The sequence below is a fragment of the Bacillus timonensis genome, from assembly GCF_004799755.1.
Classification (GTDB): domain Bacteria; phylum Bacillota; class Bacilli; order Bacillales; family Bacillaceae_L; genus Ferdinandcohnia; species Ferdinandcohnia timonensis_A.
This window is the reverse complement of record NZ_SLUB01000055.1, coordinates 1-24409: the sequence shown is the minus strand read 5'-3', so window position 1 is coordinate 24409 and position 24409 is coordinate 1. Positions and strand designations below refer to the sequence as shown.

At 37.8% G+C, this 24409-nt stretch carries 23 protein-coding genes; 18 read left to right on the top strand and 5 right to left on the bottom strand.

Annotated features, from left to right (window positions below):
• The first annotated feature begins 50 nt into the window (after positions 1 to 50).
• The 8 genes from E1I69_RS20205 to glgA all read left to right on the top strand — a co-directional run bounded on the left by E1I69_RS20205 (position 51) and on the right by glgA (position 9601).
• The gene (locus E1I69_RS20205; protein ID WP_136381354.1) at positions 51 to 1028 is read left to right on the top strand and encodes a ring-cleaving dioxygenase; all 978 of its coding nucleotides are present in this window, start codon (positions 51 to 53) and stop codon (positions 1026 to 1028) included.
• Between the two features lie 255 nt (positions 1029 to 1283).
• Complete coding sequence (locus E1I69_RS20200; RefSeq protein WP_136381353.1) at positions 1284 to 1667, top strand: hypothetical protein; 384 nt, start codon at positions 1284 to 1286, stop codon at positions 1665 to 1667.
• On the top strand, positions 1657 to 2196 hold the full coding sequence (locus E1I69_RS20195; RefSeq protein WP_136381352.1) for an endolytic transglycosylase MltG: 540 nt from the start codon (positions 1657 to 1659) through the stop codon (positions 2194 to 2196). Before E1I69_RS20200 ends, E1I69_RS20195 begins: the two co-directional genes overlap by 11 nt.
• Positions 2197 to 2484: 288 nt before the next feature.
• The gene (locus tag E1I69_RS20190) at positions 2485 to 3498 is read left to right on the top strand and encodes a glycoside hydrolase family 15 protein (protein ID WP_136381351.1); all 1014 of its coding nucleotides are present in this window, start codon (positions 2485 to 2487) and stop codon (positions 3496 to 3498) included.
• Between the two features lie 425 nt (positions 3499 to 3923).
• Entirely contained in the window at positions 3924 to 5867 is a 1944-nt protein-coding gene (gene glgB, locus E1I69_RS20185) for a 1,4-alpha-glucan branching protein GlgB (protein WP_136381350.1), read from the top strand.
• On the top strand, positions 5864 to 7021 hold the full coding sequence (locus E1I69_RS20180) for a glucose-1-phosphate adenylyltransferase (RefSeq protein WP_136381349.1): 1158 nt from the start codon (positions 5864 to 5866) through the stop codon (positions 7019 to 7021). The genes glgB and E1I69_RS20180 overlap by 4 nt, the downstream gene beginning before the upstream one ends.
• 24 nt (positions 7022 to 7045) lie before the next feature.
• Positions 7046 to 8152 (top strand): glucose-1-phosphate adenylyltransferase subunit GlgD, encoded by a 1107-nt coding sequence (glgD, locus tag E1I69_RS20175; RefSeq protein ID WP_136381348.1) that lies wholly within the window; start codon positions 7046 to 7048, stop codon positions 8150 to 8152.
• 12 nt (positions 8153 to 8164) lie between these two features.
• The gene (gene glgA, locus E1I69_RS20170) at positions 8165 to 9601 is read left to right on the top strand and encodes a glycogen synthase GlgA (RefSeq protein WP_136381347.1); all 1437 of its coding nucleotides are present in this window, start codon (positions 8165 to 8167) and stop codon (positions 9599 to 9601) included.
• A 36-nt stretch (positions 9602 to 9637) separates the two neighbouring features.
• On the opposite strand, the gene E1I69_RS24485 is transcribed toward glgA, so the two are convergent.
• Positions 9638 to 9778: a hypothetical protein gene (locus tag E1I69_RS24485; protein WP_154670423.1), complete on the bottom strand. Its 141-nt coding sequence runs from the start codon at positions 9776 to 9778 to the stop codon at positions 9638 to 9640.
• A gap of 48 nt (positions 9779 to 9826) precedes the next feature.
• Positions 9827 to 9991: a hypothetical protein gene (locus E1I69_RS24750; protein ID WP_165439176.1), complete on the bottom strand. Its 165-nt coding sequence runs from the start codon at positions 9989 to 9991 to the stop codon at positions 9827 to 9829.
• A 163-nt stretch (positions 9992 to 10154) separates the two neighbouring features.
• Here E1I69_RS24750 and E1I69_RS20165 point away from each other — a divergent pair, with 163 nt between their 5' ends.
• Complete coding sequence (locus E1I69_RS20165; RefSeq protein WP_136381356.1) at positions 10155 to 11039, top strand: SDR family oxidoreductase; 885 nt, start codon at positions 10155 to 10157, stop codon at positions 11037 to 11039.
• 34 nt (positions 11040 to 11073) lie between these two features.
• On the opposite strand, the gene E1I69_RS25325 is transcribed toward E1I69_RS20165, so the two are convergent.
• Together E1I69_RS25325 and E1I69_RS20160 are read right to left on the bottom strand one after the other, a co-directional pair.
• On the bottom strand, positions 11074 to 11208 hold the full coding sequence (locus E1I69_RS25325) for a hypothetical protein (protein WP_278186178.1): 135 nt from the start codon (positions 11206 to 11208) through the stop codon (positions 11074 to 11076).
• 57 nt (positions 11209 to 11265) lie between these two features.
• Positions 11266 to 12417 (bottom strand): glycoside hydrolase family 18 protein, encoded by a 1152-nt coding sequence (locus E1I69_RS20160; RefSeq protein WP_165439175.1) that lies wholly within the window; start codon positions 12415 to 12417, stop codon positions 11266 to 11268.
• Positions 12418 to 12563: 146 nt separating this feature from the next.
• On the opposite strand from E1I69_RS20160, the gene E1I69_RS20155 reads away from it, so the two are divergent.
• A complete protein-coding gene (locus E1I69_RS20155; RefSeq protein ID WP_136381346.1) occupies positions 12564 to 15053 on the top strand; it encodes a DEAD/DEAH box helicase in 2490 nt (829 codons plus the stop codon).
• A gap of 57 nt (positions 15054 to 15110) precedes the next feature.
• On the opposite strand, the gene E1I69_RS20150 is transcribed toward E1I69_RS20155, so the two are convergent.
• The gene (locus E1I69_RS20150) at positions 15111 to 15743 is read right to left on the bottom strand and encodes a LysE family transporter (RefSeq protein ID WP_207308585.1); all 633 of its coding nucleotides are present in this window, start codon (positions 15741 to 15743) and stop codon (positions 15111 to 15113) included.
• Positions 15744 to 16063: 320 nt separating this feature from the next.
• On the opposite strand from E1I69_RS20150, the gene E1I69_RS20145 reads away from it, so the two are divergent.
• From E1I69_RS20145 to E1I69_RS20110, 8 genes are all read left to right on the top strand, one after another.
• Positions 16064 to 17335: a biotin/lipoyl-binding protein gene (locus tag E1I69_RS20145; RefSeq protein WP_242634657.1), complete on the top strand. Its 1272-nt coding sequence runs from the start codon at positions 16064 to 16066 to the stop codon at positions 17333 to 17335.
• Positions 17319 to 17999: an ABC transporter ATP-binding protein gene (locus tag E1I69_RS20140; RefSeq protein WP_207308584.1), complete on the top strand. Its 681-nt coding sequence runs from the start codon at positions 17319 to 17321 to the stop codon at positions 17997 to 17999. Before E1I69_RS20145 ends, E1I69_RS20140 begins: the two co-directional genes overlap by 17 nt.
• Positions 17996 to 19207 (top strand): ABC transporter permease, encoded by a 1212-nt coding sequence (locus E1I69_RS20135; protein ID WP_136381342.1) that lies wholly within the window; start codon positions 17996 to 17998, stop codon positions 19205 to 19207. Before E1I69_RS20140 ends, E1I69_RS20135 begins: the two co-directional genes overlap by 4 nt.
• Before the next feature lie 92 nt (positions 19208 to 19299).
• On the top strand, positions 19300 to 19752 hold the full coding sequence (locus tag E1I69_RS20130; RefSeq protein ID WP_136381341.1) for a CBS domain-containing protein: 453 nt from the start codon (positions 19300 to 19302) through the stop codon (positions 19750 to 19752).
• 95 nt (positions 19753 to 19847) lie between these two features.
• A complete protein-coding gene (locus E1I69_RS20125) occupies positions 19848 to 20663 on the top strand; it encodes an alpha/beta hydrolase (RefSeq protein ID WP_136381340.1) in 816 nt (271 codons plus the stop codon).
• A gap of 195 nt (positions 20664 to 20858) precedes the next feature.
• Positions 20859 to 22148, top strand: coding sequence for an SPFH domain-containing protein (locus tag E1I69_RS20120; RefSeq protein WP_136381339.1), 1290 nt, complete (start codon positions 20859 to 20861; stop codon positions 22146 to 22148).
• 35 nt (positions 22149 to 22183) lie between these two features.
• Entirely contained in the window at positions 22184 to 23263 is a 1080-nt protein-coding gene (locus tag E1I69_RS20115) for a hypothetical protein (protein ID WP_136381338.1), read from the top strand.
• Complete coding sequence (locus E1I69_RS20110) at positions 23257 to 24087, top strand: TPM domain-containing protein (protein WP_136381337.1); 831 nt, start codon at positions 23257 to 23259, stop codon at positions 24085 to 24087. Before E1I69_RS20115 ends, E1I69_RS20110 begins: the two co-directional genes overlap by 7 nt.
• The last annotated feature ends 322 nt before the right edge of the window (positions 24088 to 24409 follow it).

Genomic DNA, 24409 nt, shown 5'->3' with positions numbered 1-24409 from the left:
GGAGATGTGTATAAGAGACAGTACATGTAACTATATTGGAGGCATAAATGATGAACGGATTAAAAGGAATACACCATGTCACTGCAATCACCAGTAGTGCAGAAAAAAACTATGAATTTTTCACCTATGTACTAGGTATGCGACTCGTAAAGAAAACAGTAAACCAAGATGATATTCAAACATATCACTTGTTTTTCGCAGACGATACAGGTAGTCCAGGTACAGATATGACCTTCTTTGATTTTCCTGGAATCCCGAAAGGAACTCATGGGACAAATGAAATCTCAAAAACATCTTTCCGTGTGCCAACTGATGCTGCGATCGATTATTGGGTAAAACGTTTTGATCGACTCAATGTTAAACATTTTGGTGCGAAAGAGCAATTCGGGGTAAAAACATTATCATTCGTTGATTTTGATGATCAACAATATCAATTAGTTTCTGACGAAAATAACAAAGGTGTTCCATCAGGAACCCCATGGCAAAAAGGACCCATTCCATTAGAATATGCTATCACTGGCTTAGGACCATTATTTGTACGAACTGCTCATTTTGATTTCTTTAAAGAAATGCTCGAAAAAGTATTACAATTTAAAGAAATTGCAGCAGAAGGCTCATTTCACTTATTTGAAGTAGGTGAGGGAGGTAATGGAGCTCAAGTTGTCGTCGAAAACAACACGGTTCTCCCACCAGCACAACAAGGTTTCGGAACAGTTCACCACGCTGCTTTTCGAGTAGAGGATAAATCAGTTCTTAATGAGTGGGACAAACATTTACGTGGATTCGGTTTCCAAACCTCTGGCTTTGTTGACCGTTTCTTCTTCGGTTCCCTTTATTCAAGAGTGGCACCTGGAATTCTATTTGAGTTTGCTACAGATGGTCCAGGATTTATGGGAGATGAACCATACGAAACACTTGGTGAAAAATTATCTTTACCACCATTCTTAGAGTCAAAACGTGAAGCTATTGAGAGTTATGTCCGACCTATTGATACCGTTAGAAGTACAAAGGAATTTATAAAAGAATAATCTGATTTACGGATGTCCCCTATAAAAATGGGGCATTTTTTTAGGAGTAAAATAATTGGTTACTCGTAAAATCAAACATTTACCAATTGCCTATTGTACATAGGCCAAAAGGCGTGAAACCACGCCTTTTTCCGCGTTAATTTTTTCCATCATGAATGACCATGGAAGTATTTTATCGAATTCAATCGAAATTTGTCTTATTTCATTGTATAATTATCTGTTGTAAGATATAAAGCTTGGAAAGGATGATGTCCAATGATGGAATGGGCGTTAGTCATATTATTTGGGGTAGCAGCGGTATTGCTTATTTTATCCTATACACTTACGAAAAAAGCTAAAAAGGCCGAACAGCGAGAGCTTGAATTATATTCAGTAAGTTTTATGGAGGAAATTAATAAGCTACAACAGCAAATGCGAAACCTTGAATTAGACAATGAAATTCTTGCAAACCAGGCAGGGATTGACACAACTAATAAGGAACAACATGAGTTACTTCGTGATGCGCTTGATTTATATAAAAGAGGCTATTCCGTAGCAAGCATTGCGAATGAGAAAGAGTTAAGTGAAATCGAGGTCCAAGGTTTACTTTCTCCTTTTATGAAACAAGCAGAAGGGAGAAAAGTAGCAAATGACCGCTAAAACATTAACTAGCTTCGCTTCTGGACTTTTACTTGCTGCAGTGGTTTGCGCGGTTGTTTACTTTTTCGGACCAACACAAGCAACAACTACAAAGGCAGGAGAAAAACCAACAGTTGAAGAGCTTAAAAGCCTTCTAACTGAAGAAGGTTATGTTGTCCATACAGAAGAAGAATGGAATCAAGCAATTGCTGAAGCGAAGAATCCAGTTGAAAAAGCCCAAGAACAACCTAAAGAGGAAGTAAAAGAGGAAGTAAAAGAAGAGGTAAAAGAAGAGCCAAAAGAGGAGCCTAAAGAAGAGCCTGCCGAACCAGAGGTCAAGAAAACTGTGATCAATGTAACCGAAGGAATGACAAGCTATGAGGTCGGAAAAGCACTTATTTCAGCTCAAATCATTAGTGGAAATGCTTGGGATTTTGCAAACCTAGTTGAGAAAAAAGGTGTTGCAAAATATTTAAAGCTTGGCACATTTGAAATCAACAGCAATATGACAACAGACGAAATCATTTCAACTATTTTCAAGAAAAAATAAACCTATAGAAAAGACCAAAACCACTAAAAAGGGATTTGGTCTTTTTTATTTTCTGTGAAACATTTTTTGTGAAACAAGAATAATCGGCAGTGACATGCACAAAATGTAGGCATTTCACACAAAAAGGAGACAATTGTTATCATTTTAGCTGTGCTTACATATTATAGAATATAAATTAATAAACGTTATTCATTTATTAATTGACCTCAATTGACTTTAATGTGTTTTATAGATATGATTTCTGTCAAGAATGAATGTGTAGTAAAAAAGCTAATGGGGTGATACGAAATGTATACCAATAAAGCAATTCAGGTTCTTGACCGTATGCGTTTATCAAATGGTGCTTATACAGCAAGTTTATCAAATGATTATAGCTATGTATGGATTCGCGATATCGTATATACTGTTCTTCCATTTATCAATGAACCCTCAGATAGATATGTAAATGCCTATCATGCTTTATTTGATATGTTTAAGACGTATGAGTGGAAAATTGATATCCATCGGAAAAAGAAACCAATCTATTTGTTTGAATACATCCATTCACGATACTCTACTGATCTAAAGGAAATGCCAGTCGAATGGGGGCATGCTCAAAATGATGCAATCGGCGCATTTTTATGGGGCGTTGGTGAAGGATATCGCTTAGGACAAAAAGTAATCCGAGACAAAAAGGATATTGAAATCGTTCAAAAGCTCGTTGATTATCTAGAATGCCTTCAATATTGGCAAGCAAAGGATAATGGTATGTGGGAAGAGAATATGGAAGTTCATGCTTCTAGTATTGGTGCATGTGTTGCTGGACTTAATGCCGTAAAAATCCTTGTTAATGTAAAAGAAGATTTAATCAAAAAGGGAGAAAATGCCCTTCGAAATCTTTTACCTCGTGAAAGTGAAACAAAGGAAACTGATTTAGCATTGCTTTCCCTTGTATTCCCATACCGGGTTGTTGACCGTGATCAAGCGCTTAAGATTGTTGAAACCGTTTCCTCGAAGTTAGAGCGCACACATGGTGTGATTCGCTATGAAAATGATCAGTATTATAATGAAGGAAGTGAGGCTGAATGGTGCTTCGGTTTCCCTTGGCTCGGCCTTTGCTACCTTGAACTAGGACAATTCCACAAAGCAAGTGAATATATAGAAAAAACAAAACGGATTGTGCCAGATAATTGGGAGGTTCCTGAGCTCTATGTAGGTGGAACCAATCAACCAAATGGTAATACTCCATTAGCATGGTCAGTTGCGATGTCATATATTTTCCTCACAAAAATGGAGGATCTCGCACAACAAAAGATATCTTAGAAAGCTGCTTACGCAGCTTTTTTTTATGGATCATTTTAGGTGCAATTATAAAACTTAAAAAATTATTCTAAGATAACAAAACCCTCGAAAATGCAGCTTTTTTACATTATTTCACAATATCAAATTTCATCATAAAAAAGTAAAAATCTCACATATATCAACAATTAATTGTAAATGTTTTCAACATTTACTTAAAAAATATTCTACCTGGAATAATATTTTTTTAACTATTCTACCTTATTTGACAAAACAAAACATTATTCGCCAAAGGAATAATTCTCCCTCACCACGAATTTAATTAATAAAGAGAGAAAGTTATTACCAAAACGAAGGTCTTATCATTTTTTATTTAAATTTATACAAATGTCATAAATTTTCGGTATTACTTTCTTTCTATTCACATATATAAAAAGGAGGATGTGAAAGTGAATTCTACGCTAGACAATGAAGCTGAACTTTTTCCAAGTGAGTTCGACCTGTATTTATTTCACGAAGGAACACTAATAGAAGGTTATAACATGCTTGGTGCACATGTGATGTCCCATAAAGGGATAGACGGTGTGCGTTTTTCTGTATGGGCACCACATGCTAGGGCCGTGGCTGTTGTTGGGGATTTTAACAACTGGAATGGCAATGCTAATCCACTAGAAAGGATTCCAAACTCTGGTGTATGGGTTGGATTTATTCCACGATTAAAAGAGGGTGACCTTTATAAATACGAAATCACAACTGCAAATGGTGAAAAGTTTTTAAAAGCTGATCCATACGCATTCTATTCTGAAGTTAGACCGAACACAGCATCCATTATAACGAGACTTGACCAATATAAATGGAATGATAAAAAATGGCTAAACAATCGTGACAAAGCAGATTCTTACAATAACCCCATGTTAATTTACGAATTACATACTGGTTCTTGGAAAAAGAAAGAAGATGACAGTTTTTATACATACCGTGAACTTGCGGATGAAGTCATTGACTATGTAGTGGAACATGGTTTTACACATATTGAATTAATGCCGATTATGGAACATCCATTTGACTTATCATGGGGTTATCAAATAACTGGTTTCTTTTCCGTAACTAGTAGACATGGTAATCCATTAGACTTCATGTATTTTGTGGACCAATGCCATCAAAAAGGCATTGGCGTCATACTTGATTGGGTTCCCGTTCATTTCTGCCGTGATAGCCACGGCCTTGGAAGATTTGATGGAACTCCTCTTTATGAGCATACCGAAACAAAACGTGCCGACAGACCATTATGGGGGACGTACAGCTTTGATTTTACAAAACCGGAGATTCATAGTTTCTTACTTTCTAATCTTGCTTTTTGGATGGATGTGTACCATATAGATGGCTTTCGAATTGACGCCGTTTCTTCATTAATCTACCTCAATCACGACAATCCGCAACAAGAAAAGCTTTTTAATCAATTTGGCGGGGAAGAAAATCTCGAAGCAATCGAATTCATTAAGAAAGCAAATGAAGCTATCTTTAAAAGATATCCTGGAGTATTAATGATTGCAGAAGAGGCGACAGATTACCCTCTTGTAACTGCTCCAACCTCTGAAGGCGGATTAGGATTTAATTATAAATGGAATATGGGATGGGTAAATGATGTGCTTAAATACATGCAACTGCATCCATCCGATAGACGTTATCACCATAATTTATTAACTTTTTCCTTCTTCTATGCGTTTTCAGAAAACTTTATTTTACCTTTTTCACATGACGATGTTGTTCATGGGAAGAAGTCTCTGTTAGATAAAATGCCAGGCGACTACTGGCAAAAGTTTGCGAATTTGCGCTTATTATATGGATACTTAATGACCCATCCTGGAAAAAAACTTCTCTTCATGGGTGGAGAATTCGGTCAATTTTCCGAATGGAAAGAGCTTGAGGAACTAGACTGGATGCTTCTAGACTATGATTCTCATGCTAAGCTTCAAGCCTATTACAAAGAGCTCCAACATTTTTATCACATGAATATGAGTCTGTGGAGACTAGATCATGAACAAGAGGGCTTCGAATGGATTGACCCTGATAACCATGGTCAGTCTGTAATTACATTCATAAGGCATGGAAAGCGCAAGGGTGATTACTCGATCATCGTTTGCAACTTCTCTTCAGAAGTCTATGAAAATTATCGTATTGGCGTCCCATCAACAGGGAGTTATATAGAAATGTTTAATAGTGATTCAGTCGATTTTGGTGGTTCTGGTCAAATAAACGCAGCTGCTATAACAGTGGAAAAGACGTCAGCTCACAATCAGCCATACAGCATGACTATTAAAGTTCCACCTTTAGCAATTAGTATCTTTAGAAAAGAGACAAAAAAGAGAAAAAGAGGTGTCGTCAAAAAATGAGGTCAAAGAAGTGGATTGCAGTTGTGTTAGCAGGCGGTCAAGGGTCAAGATTGGGGGAATTAACAACAACCCTTGCCAAACCCGCTGTTCCGTTTGGTGGAAAATACCGAATTATTGATTTTCCTTTAAGTAATTGTACGCATTCTGGTATTGATACTGTTGGTGTCATTACTCAATATCGCCCACATGTGCTCAATAATTATGTAAGCAATGGGCGACCTTGGGATTTAGACCGGAACAATGGGGGAGTTACCGTCCTTCCGCCGTATCTTGGAAAGAATGGCGGGGATTGGTATAAAGGAACAGCCAACGCAGTCTACCAAAATATCCATTATATCGAACAATATGATCCAAAATATGTACTCATTTTATCTGGTGATCACATTTACAAAATGGATTATAGTAAGATGCTTCGCTTCCACCTTGAAAAAGATGCTGCTGCTACCATTGCAGTAATTGAAGTTCCGTGGGCAGAAGCAAGTCGCTTTGGAATCATGAATACAAATGAGGAAAAGAAAATTGTTGAATTCGACGAAAAACCTGCCAATCCCAAAAGCAATCTTGCATCAATGGGGATTTACTTGTTCAAATGGAAGTTATTAAAACAATATTTAACCGAGGATGAAGGAAATATTCATTCCTCCAATGATTTTGGAAAAGACATTATTCCTAAATTACTAGCAGACAATAATCAGTTATATGCCTATCAGTTTGATAGCTATTGGAAGGATGTAGGTACAATCGAAAGCTTATGGGAGGCTCACATGGACTTATTGGATGATGATGCTCCTGGCTTTGATTTACATGATCCAAGTTGGCCATTCTTTACTGGGATTGCGACTCATCCACCACAATATATATCACCAACTGCGGAAATATCTCAGTCATTAATCAACGAAGGTTGCATAGTGCAAGGAATGGTTGATCACTCAGTTCTCTCATACAACGTACAGGTTGGAGAGAATTCGATTATTCGCGACTCGGTCATCATGCCGAATGTTCAAATCGGTAAAAATGTGACTATTCATAAAGCCATTATCGCTAGTGATTTATGCATTCCTGATGGAGCATATATTGGCTCAGATGACCCAAATGCGACCATTACGTTAATTGGAGATGAAAGCACAGTACGACCCTTAACCGTAAGTAACTAAATATCACATGAGGAGCGATTGGGATTGGAACGAGTAATTGGTGTTATTAATTTAGTAAATGATAAACAATATTTAAAAGAATTAACCCAGCATCGTTGTTTGGCAGCTGTACCATTCGGTGGAAGATACCGCCTAATTGATTTTACAATGTCCAACTTTATTAATGCCCAAATCAAAAAAGTTGGCATATTCACAAAGGATAAATATCGTTCCATTATGGATCATCTCGGAAATGGAAAAGAGTGGGACCTTGATCGAAGAAATGGAGGATTGTTTATTTTACCTCCAATCCACCCGGATAAAAGCATAGTTGGTGATGTCCAGCAATTTTATGATCACCTTGAATTTTTCAAGCGGTCCCATGAGGACACTGTGATTTTATCTCCTGGGCATCATGTTTATAAAATCAATTTCAATGATGTCATCAAAAGTCATAGAGAAAGTGGTGCAGACATTACAGTCGTTTATAAGGATTATAATGGAGAGCCTGTCGATAAACCCATCTATCATAAATGCATTCTGGATGCTGATGACAACGTGAAAAACCTAGAACTTTATACAAGTCCAAAACAGGGTGACCCTGTTTGTACAGAAACCTTTGTTTTTTCAAAGAAATTATTAATTGAACTTATTACAAAGTGCTATGAAAATGGGGAATACGATTTTATTCGAGATGTGGTTAAAGCGAATTTACAACGTCTTAAAGTAAACAGCTATCATTTTAAAGGTTATATGCCATTTATTCATTCAATTTCCAGCTATTATAAAACGAATATGGAATTCTTAAATCCACAGGTAACTAAGGAGTTTTTCTTTGATAACTGGGAGATCTACACGAAAACAAAGCATGAACCACCTGTAAAATATGCTACAACTTCAAATGTCAGCAATTCGTTAATTGCAAACGGCAGTGATATTGAAGGAACGGTTGAAAATAGCATTATTTTCCGAGGGGTAAAAATTCGTAAAGGTGCCACTGTCAAAAACAGCATTATCATGCAAAAATGCGTCATTGACGAAGGAACCTATCTTGAAAATGTGATAACAGATAAACAAGTGAATGTCACATTTGAAAAAATAATTATTGGAGAATTTACTCCAACTGTCATAAAAAAAGCGGAGATTATTTAATGGGGGAAGGTCATGAACATATTATTCGCAGCATCAGAGTGCGCTCCATTTATTAAAACAGGCGGACTAGGGGATGTAATAGGAGCTTTACCTAACTCTCTACAACAGGAAGGAATTCATGTAAATGTGATCCTGCCGAAATATGGTGATTTAGCCGATAAATACAAGGACCAGCTAGTATTAGAACGAATTATTGAGGTGCCATTAGGATGGCGGAAACAATATTGTGGGATTGAGAAATTAATCTATAATGGCATTAGCTATTATTTTTTAGATAATGAGTATTATTTTAAGCGGTATGGAAGTTATGGTTTTTATGACGATGGAGAGCGGTTTGCCTTTTTCTCTAGAGCTGTTTTAGAAGCAATCCCGTATATCGATAGAAAGCCGGATATCATTCATTGTCATGATTGGCAAGCAGGACCTATTCCACTCTTGTTACACGCGCATTATTCAAACCATCCCGACTATCAGGGGATAAAAACGGTATTTACCATTCATAATTTACGCTATCAAGGAGTTTTTCCGAAATCTGTTTTAGGTGAACTACTGGATATAAGTGAACGCTATTTTCATATCGATGGTGTCGAGTTTTTTGGGAATGTCAGTTATATGAAGGCTGGATTAGCCTTTGCTGACGCGCTTACAACCGTAAGTCCAACCTATGCAAATGAAATTCAAACAGCTTATTACGGGGAGCAATTGGATGGCTTTTTACGAAAACGAGATGCTAACTTACAAGGGATTGTAAATGGTATTGATCTTGAAAATTATAATCCCGCTTCTGACAAAGCATTGTTTCACTTTTATGATTCGTATGATGGAAAAATGGAAAACAAACGAGCATTACAGAAACATCTTGGGCTTCCCGTAAAGGAAGATGTCCCTGTCATCTCCATGATTACTCGTCTTGTTGAACAAAAGGGTATTGATCTTGTTTTGCATGTATTTGAAGAAATCATAAGCCAAAATGTACAGTTTATTCTCCTTGGGACAGGAGAAAGCCATTATGAGGATGCCTTTCGTGAATTAGCATACCGCTATCCAACAAAAGTATCAGCGAATATCTTTTTTGATGAAGCACTTTCCAGAAAAGTTTATGCAGGTTCCGATTTGTTTTTAATGCCATCACAGTTTGAACCATGTGGAATCGGTCAATTACTTGCCTTTCGATACGGTGCACTGCCACTTGTTAGAGAAACAGGCGGACTAAAAGATACCGTTCAACCATACAATGAATTTACCGGTCAAGGGGATGGCTTTAGCTTCACCAATTACAATGCACATGACATGTTATATACAATCGAACGTGCAATTTGGTTATATCGTTTCCAGCCAAAGAAATGGAAAGAGTTATCAGAAAAAGCATTAAGTCTTGATTTTAGCTGGAAAGCCTCATCAAAGGAATATATAAAACTGTATGAAGAGCTACAATTTGCAATCGTATAAGGTAAAAACGTTAGGGATTTTTATCCCTAACGTTTTTTAGCGTTTTCGGCTTAATTGAGCAAGTGCAATCCTTCTTAAGGATGAACTACTAAAATCTGTGGCATTCCTTTTTCTCATTCGTTCACGTATTGGATTTTCATTCAATAAGGTATGCTGGTAACCATCGTTATTTTCCATCGTAGGGGATCCCTCCTTAAAGATTTAATATCCCCGATTATGGAATTTTTAAATGAGCGGATACTGATGCTCATAACGAGGGTTATAGTAATAGGGTGGCCTGACTCCAATTTGAGGTAGTTCATAACAGTGATTTAAATAATGTACTTGAATACGTTCTTTTGATTCATTCATGAGTAAGAATTTCACTTCCGGATTGTAATAATATCGCATCGGTTTAACCTCCTTGGTGATTCGTTGTTAGCTTATTCAGGTTTTCTAGAAGTTGAGCCCGTCTCTTTTTATCACTGTTCCGGGCGACCTTCATAGACTAAAGCATATTGAGTTTACAGGAGGTATACCTTTGTCTAGCTATAGAGAGAATCAAAATTACCCCATGCATCCGAATTATGGAAAAATTACAGAGTATAAGGATGTAGCCTTGACGGTACCGGAGCAGCGGCAATATCGCCAGCCAGGTGTTGAAGGCCTAATGGTACCACAGCCTATAATTGAAAATCCACAGTATAAAGGAAGCGGAAAGCTAAAAGGGAAAGTGGCATTAATCACTGGTGGAGATAGCGGAATTGGTGCTGCATGCGCAATTGCATTTGCAAAAGAGGGAGCAGATGTGGCGATTTCTTATTTAGATGAGCATGAGGATGCAAATCGAACAAAAGCAAGGATTGAGGAAATTGGTCAGCGTTGTTTGCTTTTACCTGGAGACTTACGAGAAAAGCAAAAATGTGCAGATATTGTTGAAAAAACAGTTCAATTCTTCGGTAAGCTTGACATTCTTGTGAACCATGTCGGCATTCAATTCCAACAACTCAGTCTGCTTGATATTTCAGATGAGCAGTTTGATGATACGTTTAAAGTTAATGTCTATTCCCATTTTTATACAACAAGAGCTGCATTAAAGCATTTAAAAGCAGGAAGCTCGATCGTTAATACAGCTTCTGTTGTGGCCTACTATGGAAATGACCAACTGATTGATTATTCGATGACGAAAGCAGCAATTGTTGGATTTACACGAGCACTTGCTAATAATCTTGTGAAAAAAGGGATACGAGTTAACGCGGTTGCACCAGGCCGGGTTTGGACACCACTCATTCCATCGAGTTTCTCTCCAGATCAAGTTACGCTTGCAGGAAATCCAATGGATAGACAAGGACAGCCATTTGAGCTAGCTCCAGCCTATGTGTATCTGGCATCTGACGATTCTCGCTTTGTTACCGGTCAAACGATTCATGTGAATGGAGGGCAAATTACTTCATCCTAAAAAAAAGTGATTCTCAGCGAATCACTTTTTGTCTTTATTTTTGTTTATTTATCGGAACATTTTGCGGACGTTTTGGGTGTCCTACTTTGTGTTCATCATCAGGAACTGTTAAGGTATTCCGTTTATCTAACACTTTACCTGTAAATTCAACCGGATTACGATTTGCCATTGTTTTTCACCTCCACCTTTTAGGATGGTTGAAAAACAAAATAACATGACATCTATTTTACTTCTTCAACGAATAATAATTCTTTATGCTTGTTGCTGCTATAGACTCATATAGTGAATTGGTTAGACTGTTTGATCCTTTTGCATCTAAACCAAGCTCCCAAATCATCATCCCGCCAAAACCGTGATTTAAGGCAAGTTCTGTCTTTCTTGTCATCATTGTTTGGCCATTATAATAATAGGTTGTACCATTCATATTAACGGTATCTTTTACGGCATTTTTTGGATTGTTTTCAATAATCGCTTCATAAGAAACAGGCTTGATAGTTGAATCAGCCGGTTGCCCATAAAACGGAACACCTAAAACAAGTTTGTTCTTAGGGAGTTTGTGGGAATCAAACAACGTTGACCAATAGTCCACAATACTCTCCGTAAATGGATAGGGGGATAGATTCTCGGCATGATAGCCGCCATCCCATTGGCCATCATAAGCCATAATGTTGACATGGTCTACATATTGAAACATCGCCGGCTCATATTTTACATATCCAAGCTCTGTTAAAGTTTGTCCATGAATTTTTGAGTGTACAGCAATTGATAATTCCTTGTTATTGGCATGAAGCTTATCACCTAGAATTTTAATAAACTGATGAAGATTCTTCGCATCCGCATCAGTACGTGGATGTTCAAAATCAATATCAATACCATCCAGATTTTCTCTTTCCACTACTCCAATTAACTCATTGACGAGCTTTGTTTGAGAATTGGCATTTGAGAGTGCAGCTGAAAAATAATCATACGATTCGCCGCCGTTCATATGGAACCAACCACCAACAGCAAGCATTGCTTTCGTTTGATGTTTATGTGCATTTGTTACCATTTTTCTAAGATTGTTTACTGCGTGATCGCCTGTAAAAAGAATTTGACCATCCTTTGTTGGATGTACAAATGAAAAGATAATATGCGTAAGTTTCGAATAATCGATTTGATTTGGATCACGAAAATCCTGGATATACCCCATTAAAACCTTTGACTGCGTTTTATCCAGTTTCGGCATTTTTTTAGGTACAGGTGTTTTGGAAGATTGCGGTGCATTCTTTGTCAATTTATTTTCAGGTTGATTTTCGTTTGATAATATCTTACCTGTTAATAATCCAACAAAAAATATCACAACCAATAAAAGAGGTAGGATGATAAATCGTTTTTTCAAGATGCTGTCCTCCTGTTGCTTTATCCTTAAAATTGTATCAGACTGTATATGCCTGTGGATGTGGTAATATCATCCTATATACATAATAATTTTTATCAGTCTTATATAAACTAAAATCAATACGTCATGTGGCAAGGAGCAAATTAATGAGCATTCAACTCGAACAGTACTATCATCAAGCAGTCGAACGCGCAAAACAGATGATAGTCGATGATATAAAGCATTATTTAGAACAAAAAGAAACGATTCCTACTTATGAACAATATGTACGTGAACGCGGGTCTTTTATCGATCAGCTCTGGCTAAATGCTTGGCTGAATACTGCGGTGCAAGCACCTCTTTCAGATAAAAAAGCTTATTTAGAGGAACGCGGCTTTGATGTAGAAGGCGTTGCTAAAAAGTTGCTTAATAAATTATTCCGAACAGAGATTCGCGATATCGAGCCTTTTGACTTTTTCTCATGGCTTGATGATAAATATGCAAAACAACAAAATGAATGGAACGAAGCATATCAATCTGCAAGAGCAAATTATGAAGCTAGGATAAAGAAACAAGAAGAGAGAGAAAAAAGGAGAAAATTCATTCTTAAGCTCAATTTTTATCTTAACGAGATCCTAAGTGAAAACTACGAGGAACTATACCTAAGAATTCGATATTTACTTGGTAGCCATTTATCCATTGAAATTGATCAAAAAGGAATGGTTTTATCCTCAGATGATATCACCTTTGCTTCTTATTTATATAAAGAAACAGAACTCGCTCATAACCGTTATTTCTACCAGGAAAATTTGATCGAGCAATATGAAGATCTCATTTTACATCAACTCATGGATTTTGGTCCTAACTGGCTAAAATCCCACTTACCAGAACATTTGTTTGAAGAATGCGAAATTAGCTACCAGGAACCATTATCTGATGCATTTTTACAGGAAGTGGCCTATGAGTACTTTCTAGATGTTCGCGATGATTTATTTGAGGATATCTTAGAGGAATATGTGTCTGATCTTGTGAAGTTGATTGATATCCCCTTTGATTTGGACACTCATAAAGAAATATTCGAACGAAATATTACCGAGCGAAAAGAACGAGTTGAAAAGGAAAAAGAGGAACTTAGACGCCAGAAAGAAGAAGAACAAAGGATGATTGAAAATATTTTCGGACAGGCCTATCATTTATCTCCTGGACGAAATATCCGATATGTTCTACATGTTGGAGAAACCAACACTGGTAAGACCTTTCAAGCCATTCAAAGAATGAAAGAAGCAAATAGCGGGATCTATTTAGCTCCATTACGATTATTAGCACTCGAAGTTTTTGAGAAATTGAACAATGAAGGCGTACCTTGTAATTTAAAAACAGGTGAGGAAGAAAAGGTTGTAGAGGGAGCAAATCATCTTTCAGCAACGGTTGAAATGCTAAGAGAAAAAGACTTTTATGAAATTATTGTAATTGATGAAGCACAAATGATTTCTGATAAAGACCGTGGCTTCTCGTGGTATAAAGCTATTACAAATGCAAATGCAGAAGAGGTTCATATTATTTGTAGCTTTCATGCAAAATGGATGATCCTTCAGTTGCTTGGAAACTCAAATGTAGAGGTGCACGAATACCATCGGGATGTGCCATTAGAAGTGGAGCCCCAGTTATTTCGATTGAATCAAACAACAAAAGGTGATGCACTTGTTTGTTTTTCAAGAAGAAGAGTGCTTGAAACGGCTTCTGAGTTACAAAGAAGTGGCCGTCGGGTAAGTATGATCTACGGTAGTATGCCTCCAGAAACGAGGAAAAAGCAGATTGAACGATTCAATAACGGTGAAACAACTGTAATAGTAGCTACTGATGCAATCGGAATGGGATTAAACTTACCAATTCGACGGATTGTTTTTTTAGAAAATGATAAATTTGACGGAACGAGAAGAAGATTGTTAACCTCTCAGGAAGTGAAGCAAATTGCAGGACGTGCAGGAAGACGAGGAATTTACGATATTGGGAAGGTCGCGTTTACAAGTGATTTCAAGACAATGACACGTCTATTGGAGCAAGCGGATGAACCACTTCGAGGCTTTGCAATTGCACCAACGAACGCGGTTCTGGAACGTTTCCAAAAATACTCGCGAAAAATGAGAATGTTCTTCTACCTTTGGGATCAATTTAAAAGTCCAGAGGGTACAAAAAAGGCAACCCTTTACGAGGAACGAATGCTGTATGAATTGGTTGAAGATACCATCATTGAGGCAAAGCTGTCATTACCGGACCTATACGGTTTTTTACATTTACCATTTTCATCAAATGAACCTTCACTAAGAGCGCAGTGGAAGAAAACGCTTGAGGCGATTGTCGATGGAGTACCCTTGCCAGATCCAATTTTAAAGGAATCTGGACTTGAGGAGCTCGAACTCTCTTATAAAGCAGTAGGTCTTCATTTGTTATTCCTTTATAAATTAGGAAAGCAGACGGAAGCACTTTATTGGGAAAGAGTGCGAGAAGAAATCAGTGAAAAAGTACATGAACACTTAAAATCAGGAATTCAGCCAACTAAAAGAGTTTGTAAACGGTGCGGTAAAAACCTTCCGATTGGATTCTCGTTTGCCATATGTAATGAATGCTATTTCGAGCGACCAAGAAGAAGAGGATAAATCATGCATGTATTTTCAAAAAAGTAGCTTAACGGCTACTTTTTTGTGTCTATATTTTTATCCCCATAAAGTCTTGATACCCTGATAGGCAAAATAAACCCCGAAGCCTACTAAAGATAAACCAGATAAAACAGAAATCCAAATGAGGACTATACTATTAAGAAACTTACGAAATACGGTTGTAAGTGCTGCCACAAAAAGATCCCACAGGGTCAAGCCAAGAAAAATCATAGAGCTATAAATTAGCAAATCACCCGTTCCATTTTCTTGTGCTGTTTTAGCTAAAACAGATCCATAGATTCCGAGCCAAAATAGAATGGATAACGGACTTGTAATTGACATAATAAACCCTGTTAAAAAGCATTTTAATAGGGGCTCTTTGTCACGGTTATATTCAAGTTCAAGTGAATGAGCCCCAAGCATACTTTCTATACCTGAATAAAGTAGAATAAAGCCACCAAATAACCACAAAAACACTTGTACCGGTGGCATTTCAAGGAAATGAACTAGTCCTAGGTAAACGATTAACATAAAGATAGCATTGGCAATCATTGAACCGAAGCCCACCACCCAGGCATGCCAAAATCCATTTTTAATTCCTTTATCTAAGCGTGCAGAATTAACCGGACCGATAGGAGCGGCTAGGGTCAAACCTAAAAGAATATAGCTAAATAAAATTGTTACATTCAAATGCATTCACTCCATCTACAAAGAAATACAACTTATACATTTTATGAAAAACTCTGGAACGTATTACTGTTTGTCCAAAAAAATGGGGTTAGTTTGCAAAAAAATATTAACTATCAAACAACTAGGTCTTTCCTAGTTGGTCTTTTTTTGTAATCTTTTTATCATATTTGTAAAAAAATGAAACCTTTTGCCAATCTTTGCCGTCTTAATATTTAGGGTTAAATTTGATATTTTTAATCACATTCAACTTTGTAAAACAAAAATTAGTAGATAGAGAGATTCATAATTTACCCAAGGAAATGAAAACAATAGGGGGAAATATGGTGAAGAAAAAGAAGGTTTTAATTTGGATCTTGTCGATTGTAGGTGTCTTGGCAATCGCGGGTGGGGCAGCTGCCTTCTTACTGAAAGAGCGGAGCGTTGCATCGGTAGGAAATCAAATGGAAGAAGTAAATGTAATGGTACAAAAAGCAAAAGAACAAGAACTTATCGAAACGATTTTAGTAACGGGTGAAATCGTACCGGAAGGCGAGCAGAAGGTTTTCTTAAATCCAGAGCATGGAGAAATCAATGAATATAAAGTAGAGGAGAATCAAACTGTAAAAGCTGGAGACCCGCTGTTTGTCTATGATTCTTCAAAGCTAGATACAGAGCTAGCTCGTGCAACAAGAGAAAGAGACTTAATCCAGACAAGAGCAAAAACCGAACAAAACCAAATTGCGGCACTTAATAAACGCATTGAAGAAGCAAAAAAAGCTCTTGCCGCTCAAAAAAACAAACCAAAAACGGATTCTAAAGAAACTGAAGAAGGCACAGAACCAGAACAGGTAGTAGAAGTTCCAGTTGAAGATGTGAACCAGCTTATAAGTGAAAAGGTACAAATGGAGCTACAATATGAAAATACGAAATCCGAAATTACAGCAGCGAATGAACGAATCACAGAAATTACAAATCAGAAAAAAGAAATGACCGTTGTCAGTAAAATTGACGGAATCATAGTTAAAGTCAATAAAAATGTGGCCGCTACCGAAGCGGGTGCAAATGAGCCTGTTATACATATCATTTCTAATAGTCCTTATAAAGTTATTGGGACAATGAGTGAGTTCGATGCAGTTAAAATCCAACAAGGACAAGAAGTCATTGTGCGTCCAAAGGTTTATAAGGATCGCGAATGGAAAGGTGTCGTCGAATCCGTTTCCCATTTTCCAAATGACAATGGTGGTGGCGGTGAAGGTGAATTTTATGGAATGGGTGGTGGCGGAAATGTCACGATGTACCCTTTCAAGGTGGGAATCACAGACGACACATCTGAACTACGTCAAGGATTTCATGTTTCACTTGAAGTACGCATTCCCGGAACTGAAATTCTCCCTGTAATCCCACATACTGCTATTTTAGACGAAGGTGGAGTAGCCGTTGTATATGTGTTAGCCGACGGACTCTTACAAAGACGAGAAGTTCAAACTGGTTCGATGAATGATGAATTTATCCAAGTGACAGAAGGTGTTCAAAAGGATGAACTTGTTGTTTTAACACCATACGAAGGAATGTTCGACGGAATGGAAGTGACCTCCTTTGATGAAGTTGAGTAAGATTACAAAGATATATGGAAATGGTGCACTTGAGGTGCCGGTTCTACATGGAATTGATTTAACAATTGAAGATGGGGAATTCATTGCCATTATGGGTCCATCTGGTTCAGGAAAATCCACTTTAATGAATATTATTGGATTTCTAGACTCTCCAACTTCAGGTACGTTTGAATTAAATGACGAGAAAATTGGGTTGGTCAAGGATAACAAGCTTGCAAAATTACGAAACGAACATGTCGGTTTCGTTTTTCAGCAATTCTTTCTGTTGCCAAGGCATAACGCACTTAAAAATGTCGAATCTCCACTAATTTATGCAGGAGTACCGAAGCGGGAACGAACCGAAAGAGCTCAACAAATGTTGGACAAAGTGGGGCTTGGGGACCGGGTCAAACATTTACCAAACCAGCTTTCAGGTGGTCAAAAACAAAGGGTGGCGATTGCAAGAGCGCTTGTAAATAATCCTTCAATAGTGTTAGCGGATGAACCAACTGGTGCTCTTGACTCCAAAACGAGTGAACAAATCATGGAACTAATGGTTCAACTAAACAAAGAAGGTAGAACCGTCATCATCGTTACCCACGAAGAAGAAGTGGCAGCATATGCAAATAGGGTTATCACCTTAAAAGACGGGCTGATAACGGATGATCAGAGGAGAAGTCTATGAGTCTAATGGAAAGCTTCAAAGTAGCATTATCCTCGATATGGAATCATAAGGTTCGGTCTATTTTAACAATGCTCGGGATTATCATTGGTGTAGCTGCTGTTATTATTATTGTAGCAATTGGACAAGGCGCTAAAACGAAAATGACAGAGGAACTATTTAGCCTAGAAAAAAATGCGGTTGATATTTGGTATCAGCCAATGCCTCAAGAAGGGGAAGAAGAGTCTGAGATGTTCTGGGTGGAACCTGAATTAACCTCTGAAGATGTTGAAACTCTTTCCCAAGTTCCTGGTGTAAAAGCTGTAATCGCCACTAACCAAGGCTGGGGACCCATGACTTACAATGATAAACAGGGCGAAATGGAAATTACCGGGGTTGGACCTGAATTCTTTTCAGCACGTGATATTCAAATTGTTGAGGGTCGACCAATCAATGCTCGCGACAACGACGGAAGAAATCGTGTCGTAATGATTGATACTGCAGCAAGGGAAAAATTCTTTAAAGACAAAGAAGATGTTATCGGTGAGATTGTCGACCTTAATGGGAATCCATATAAGTTGGTCGGTATCTATGAATCACCAATCCCTGAACAATATCGTTACAATGAATCAGGCGAAATGCTCATGCCACGAGGTGTTATTTCGATGATGTTTGGAAATCGAGAAATCGAGCGCTTAGCTATTATTGCAGATGATCCCGAACGAATATCTGAAATTGGGCGCTCTGCCGCTGATACGTTAACAAGAGCCAAAAAGCTTGAAGACGGGATGTATACAGTAAACGACTTTTCTGAATATGAACAAGAAGTGGATACCGTTCTGACCATTATGACCTTGGTAATCGGAAGTATTGCAGGGATTTCCTTATTAGTAGGTGGAATCGGCGTGATGAACATTATGCTCGTTTCCGTTACTGAACGAACAAGGGAAATTGGTTTGCGAAAAGCACTTGGTGCAACACGCGGACGTATTTTGCTTCAATTTTTAATTGAATCGATGACCTTAACTTTGTTAGGAGGGCTGATTGGAATTGGACTTGCAGCACTAGGAACCATTCTCGTCTCGATTTATTCACCCATTTCTGCGAGCGTCAGTCCACTTATCGTACTAATTGGAGTTGGATTTTCCGCATTTATTGGTATCATCTTTGGAATCTTACCTGCAAACAAAGCTTCCAAGCTTAGTCCAATCGATGCTTTACGCTATGAATAAGGCTGGATTTCCAGCCTTATTTTTATTTTTAAATAAAAATGAATAGATCTGGCAAACTAAGATTGGATAATAGTACCAAGAGGAGGATTCATTTGCAGGCACAACATATCATGAAAAGAGATGTAATCACCGCAAAGAATACGGACACGGTCCAAACTGTCGTTGAGAAATTTATTCAATACGGAATAAGTGGGCTTCCTGTAATCGATAATAATGATCATATAATCGGCTATATCAGTGATGGTGACATCATGCGTTTTATCGGAAAACATAAAGACATTATGATAAACACATTTGATTATATGGCGGTCATTAAGGATCAGGATGATTATGAGGAACGAGCCAAGAAATTACTTGAACTAAACGTAATGGAGGTTGCCAAAACAACTGTTTTAAAGATAGCTTATAACGAAAATGTGGAAAATATTGCAGCTATTCTTGGAAAAAAGCATATCAAGAAACTCCCTGTTGAAAGAGATGGCAGGTTAGTTGGAATTATTAGCCGTGGTGACGTCATAAGAGAATCATTCAAAAGTTTATTGTGAAAAAAGAGACCTCGCCTTTTTTACTTGACCTGAAGGAAGTTAACAAAAAAGGTCGAACTTATATAGGTAGAATATTCATATGAGGTGAGAAAAGAATGATTCATGAAAAGTATGAAATACTACATAACGACGAAAAAGCGGAGTTATACACGTATATCCTAGATAATTCACCAAGTATTGACCCAGACCGTAAAAGGCCCATGATTGTCATCTGCCCTGGTGGTGGCTATGTCCATACATCTGACCGTGAAGCGGAACCGGTTGCTATACAAATGCTCAGTAAAGGATTTCACGCAAGCATTCTCAGGTATAGTGTAGAACCAACCGTTTTTCCAACATCCTTAGGTCAATTGGCAAGAGCGATTGGCTTAATTCGCGATCAGGCTGAAAACTGGAACGTAGATCCCGATAAAATCATTGTCATGGGATTCTCGGCTGGTGGGCATTTAACAGCAAGTTTAGGCGTTTTCTGGAATAGAGAGTTTCTAACAGAACAACTCACATATTCAAAAGAGCAAATAAAACCAAATGGATTAATTTTAAGCTATCCTGTTATTTCTTCTGGCCCTCATGCACATGAAGGTAGCTTCAAAGCATTATTAGGAGCTAAATTCGAAGATCAATATAGTAGAGACTTTTTATCCTTGGAAAACCAAGTATCAAACGAAACTCCACCGACTTTTTTATGGCATACGGTTTCAGACGCTGCTGTCCCAGTGGAAAATAGTATGTTATTTGCACAAAGCTTATTGAAACACAATGTCCCGCTCGAAATGCATATTTATCCTGAAGGTGTCCACGGTTTATCTCTGGGTACGGAGGAAACACAATCAAATGGACGAATGGAACATATCCAGCCAGAGATCGAGAATTGGATTGAGATGGCGGGAAGATGGATAAAGGGATTATAAAAAACTGGCTGGGAGTTCCCATCCGGTTTTTCTTTGTAATCTTTTCCCACTGTCACAAAGAACCATAAAAAATGAAACCATTTGCCTATTAAAATCGTATTACAATAGTAACTGGCACATTACAGTAGAACTATAAACTGATATCATGAGTATATATCGTTACAAGACTTTAGCTTTTCGCAGGAGGGGTTATCAATGGGAATTATTAAAGCAGCAGTTGGTGCAGTAACAGGAAACTTAGCAGATCAATGGCTTGAGGTAATTGAACCACAAGAGATGAGTGATACGACCGTCATGTCGGTTGGTGTAAAAGTACGTGCAAAAGATCGTCGGAATCAAAACTTTAAAGGGACAGATTCAACCATTACCAATGGATCAATCATTCATGTATACCCAAATCAATTTATGATTTTAGTTGATAGCGGAAAAATTATTGATTATACAGCAGAAGAAGGCTATTACCAAGTTGTAAACTCTTCACAGCCATCCTTATTTAATGGTCAATTTGAAGAAGCATTACACGAAACCTTCAATCGTTTTAAATTTGGCGGTGTGCCATCTACATCGCAAAAGGTATATTTTATCAATCTTCAGGAAATCAAGGGAATCAAATTTGGTACGCGTAACCCAATCAATTACTTTGATAATTTTTATAACGCTGAATTATTTTTGCGTGCTCATGGGACCTATTCAATTAAAATTGTTGACCCTATCAAATTTTACATGGAAGCCATTCCACGAAATAAATCGAACGTCGATATCAATGACATTAATAGCCAATATTTATCTGAATATATGAATGCCTTACAGACTGCTATCAATAAAATGTCCGCAGATGGCATTCGAATTTCACATGTCACTTCAAAAGGGATGGAGCTTGCAAAATACATGGCAGAAGTCCTTGATGAAGATTGGACCCGAATGCGCGGGATGCAGATCGAATCAGTCGGCATCAACAGCATTACGTATGATCAGGAATCACAAAAGCTCATAAACATGAGAAACCAAGGTGCTATGCTTCAGGACGCATCTGTTCGTGAAGGGTATGTTCAAGGCGCGATTGCAAGAGGATTGGAAGCTGCTGGATCAAATGAAGGTGGTTCTATGCAAGGATTTTTAGGTATGGGTATGGGAATGCAAGGCAGTAGCGGTTTTATGGGTGCTGCTTCTGAAACCAATCGTCAGCAAATGCAGCAACAAGCACAGCAACAGCAAAATCAACAAACGACGGTAAATCCAAATCAATGGAAATGCTCATGTGGACATACGAATACGGGTAACTTCTGTTCAGAATGTGGTTCACCAAAACAGGAAGCTAAAAAAGACACATGGAAATGCCAATGCGGCCAAGAAAATAGCGGGAAGTTCTGTTCAAACTGTGGCAGTAAAAAGCCTGAAGAACTTACATGTCAAAATTGTGGCTTTAAACCGACTAACCAAAACGCAAAATTCTGCCCAGAATGCGGAACGCGTTTTGAGCATTAATCAACCATATACAAAAGAAGAAGAGGTGATAGTGGTTGGGGGTTGTAGTATATAAATGTATCAACTGTGGTGGACCATTAGCATTTAAAGCGGACACCCAAAACTGGACCTGTGATTATTGCTTAAGCGAATTCACAGAAGAAGATGTCAAGAATTTTATTGATAACGAAAAGGCTGACGAAGAAGCGGAATCAAGTGAAGATGCTCTACACCAAGCAAAGGAATTGGATCAAGAATTTAACGAGAAAGCAACAGGCTATACGTGTAGCAGTTGTGGAGCAGAAATCGTAACCGATGACACCACTGCAGCAACCTTTTGCTATTATTGTCATAATCCAACGATTATCCCTAGACAGTTAGAAGGAGAATTCCGTCCTGAAAAGGTCATTCCTTTTAAAATTGATCGTAAAAAAGCGGAAGAATTATTTGTAAAATGGTGTAAAGGGAAACCACTACTCCCTAAGTTTTTCACTTCAAATTCACAGCTAGAAAAATTATCAGGAATCTATGTTCCATTTTGGTTGTTTGATAGTAACACTTCTGGAAAAGTTGAAGGTGAAGCTAGAAGAGTCAGAACATATACTAGAGGGGATACAAGGTATACCGAAACAAAGTATTATAAGGTCATGCGGGAAGGAAAAGCAAAATTTCACGATGTACCAGCTGACGGTTCTAAGAAAATGGATGATGAACTGATGACCATTCTTGAACCCTATGATTATAATGATTTAACCGATTTTTCAATGTCCTATTTGTCTGGTTTCTTTGCAGAAAAGTATGATATGAACCAGAATGACGTTTATGGCAGGATTTCTAGTCTCCTCCGTGAAAATTTAGGAACGTTACTCCAGGGGACTATTCATGGGTACAGCTCGGTTTCCATTCATAATACAAATGTAAGGCTATCAGGTGTGAAAGCTAGATACGTATTATTACCAGTTTGGATGTTTACGTATCAATTTAAAGGAAAGACCTATGTCTTTGCGATGAATGGTCAAACCGGAAAAATCGCCGGGAACTTGCCTATTAGTATTGGAAGAGCGAGTAAGTGGTTTGGGATGATCTCAGCAAGTGTTTTTGCAGTCTTGTCAGTAGGAGGGTTATTTTTATGGTAAAGAAAAAAGTTATCATTCTACCATTTTTCCTTCTGATCATGTTAACTTTTGCGACTGCTGCATTTGCTAACACTGAATTTGTTTTTGACCAAGCGAATTTATTTTCAGAAACAGAGCTAGTAGAATTACAGGAACAAGCTAGTAAATTAACGGAACAATTCCAGATGGATATTCGGATTGTCACCACCAATAACAGTGAAGGAAAATCAGCAAGACAGTATGCAAGTGATTTTTATGACAGTCATGGATTCGGTTACGGTGAGACAGAGGATGGAATCTTATACTTAATTGATATGGATAACCGTGAAGTGTATATCTTTACGAGGGACCGGATTGTTGATTACTTTCCGGACTATACCGTTGAGGACATTCTTGACCGCGTCTATCCATATCTAACAGAGGGTTCTTTTGGTGAAAGTGCGAAAACCTTCTTGTCCGATTTAGAAGCAACGATGAATGCTGGAATTCCAGAAGGTTCATCCTCAACTGGAGATGGAGGTTACGCACAAACAGATCCTTCTTATTCATCTTCTTCAGGTAGCTCACAGGGGGAATTAGTTAAAGAACTCTTAATCTATTTTGCAATCGCGATCGGGGTTGGAGTCATTTCGGTTGGAGTTATGGCGATGTACAATAGAGGCCGTTCCACAACAACTGCCAGTACTTATTTAGAATCCAATTCTTTTACTGTAACAAATAAAATGGATCGACATTACAACACAAGCATTACACAGCAAAAAATTCAGCGTAACACAAATAGTGAGGGAGGCTCTTTTTCCGGCGGCGGTGGCGGCAGATCTGGCGGTGGGGGAAGAGGATTCTAGAAAGCATGAGGAGATGATGTCCTCATGCTTTTTTTATGTAAAAAAGGATGAAATTTCGATGTTATTTCGAAATAACACTCGAATTAGAGAAGAATAATTTATTTCCCAGAGTTGTTTAACCTAGACTTTTGCAGAGATTATTAAAAGGGCTCAAATCGGGTTTTAGAGCAAAAATTCTTTGCACTTCTTTATTTCGGAAAGGCACCGCAAAGAATTTTTTCTATAACTAATAGCGTTTTGCACATTTCGAAAAGTTTTATTATTAATTTTCAAAATATTTATTTATAATAGGTTGTATAGACTCTGTCTCTTATACACATCT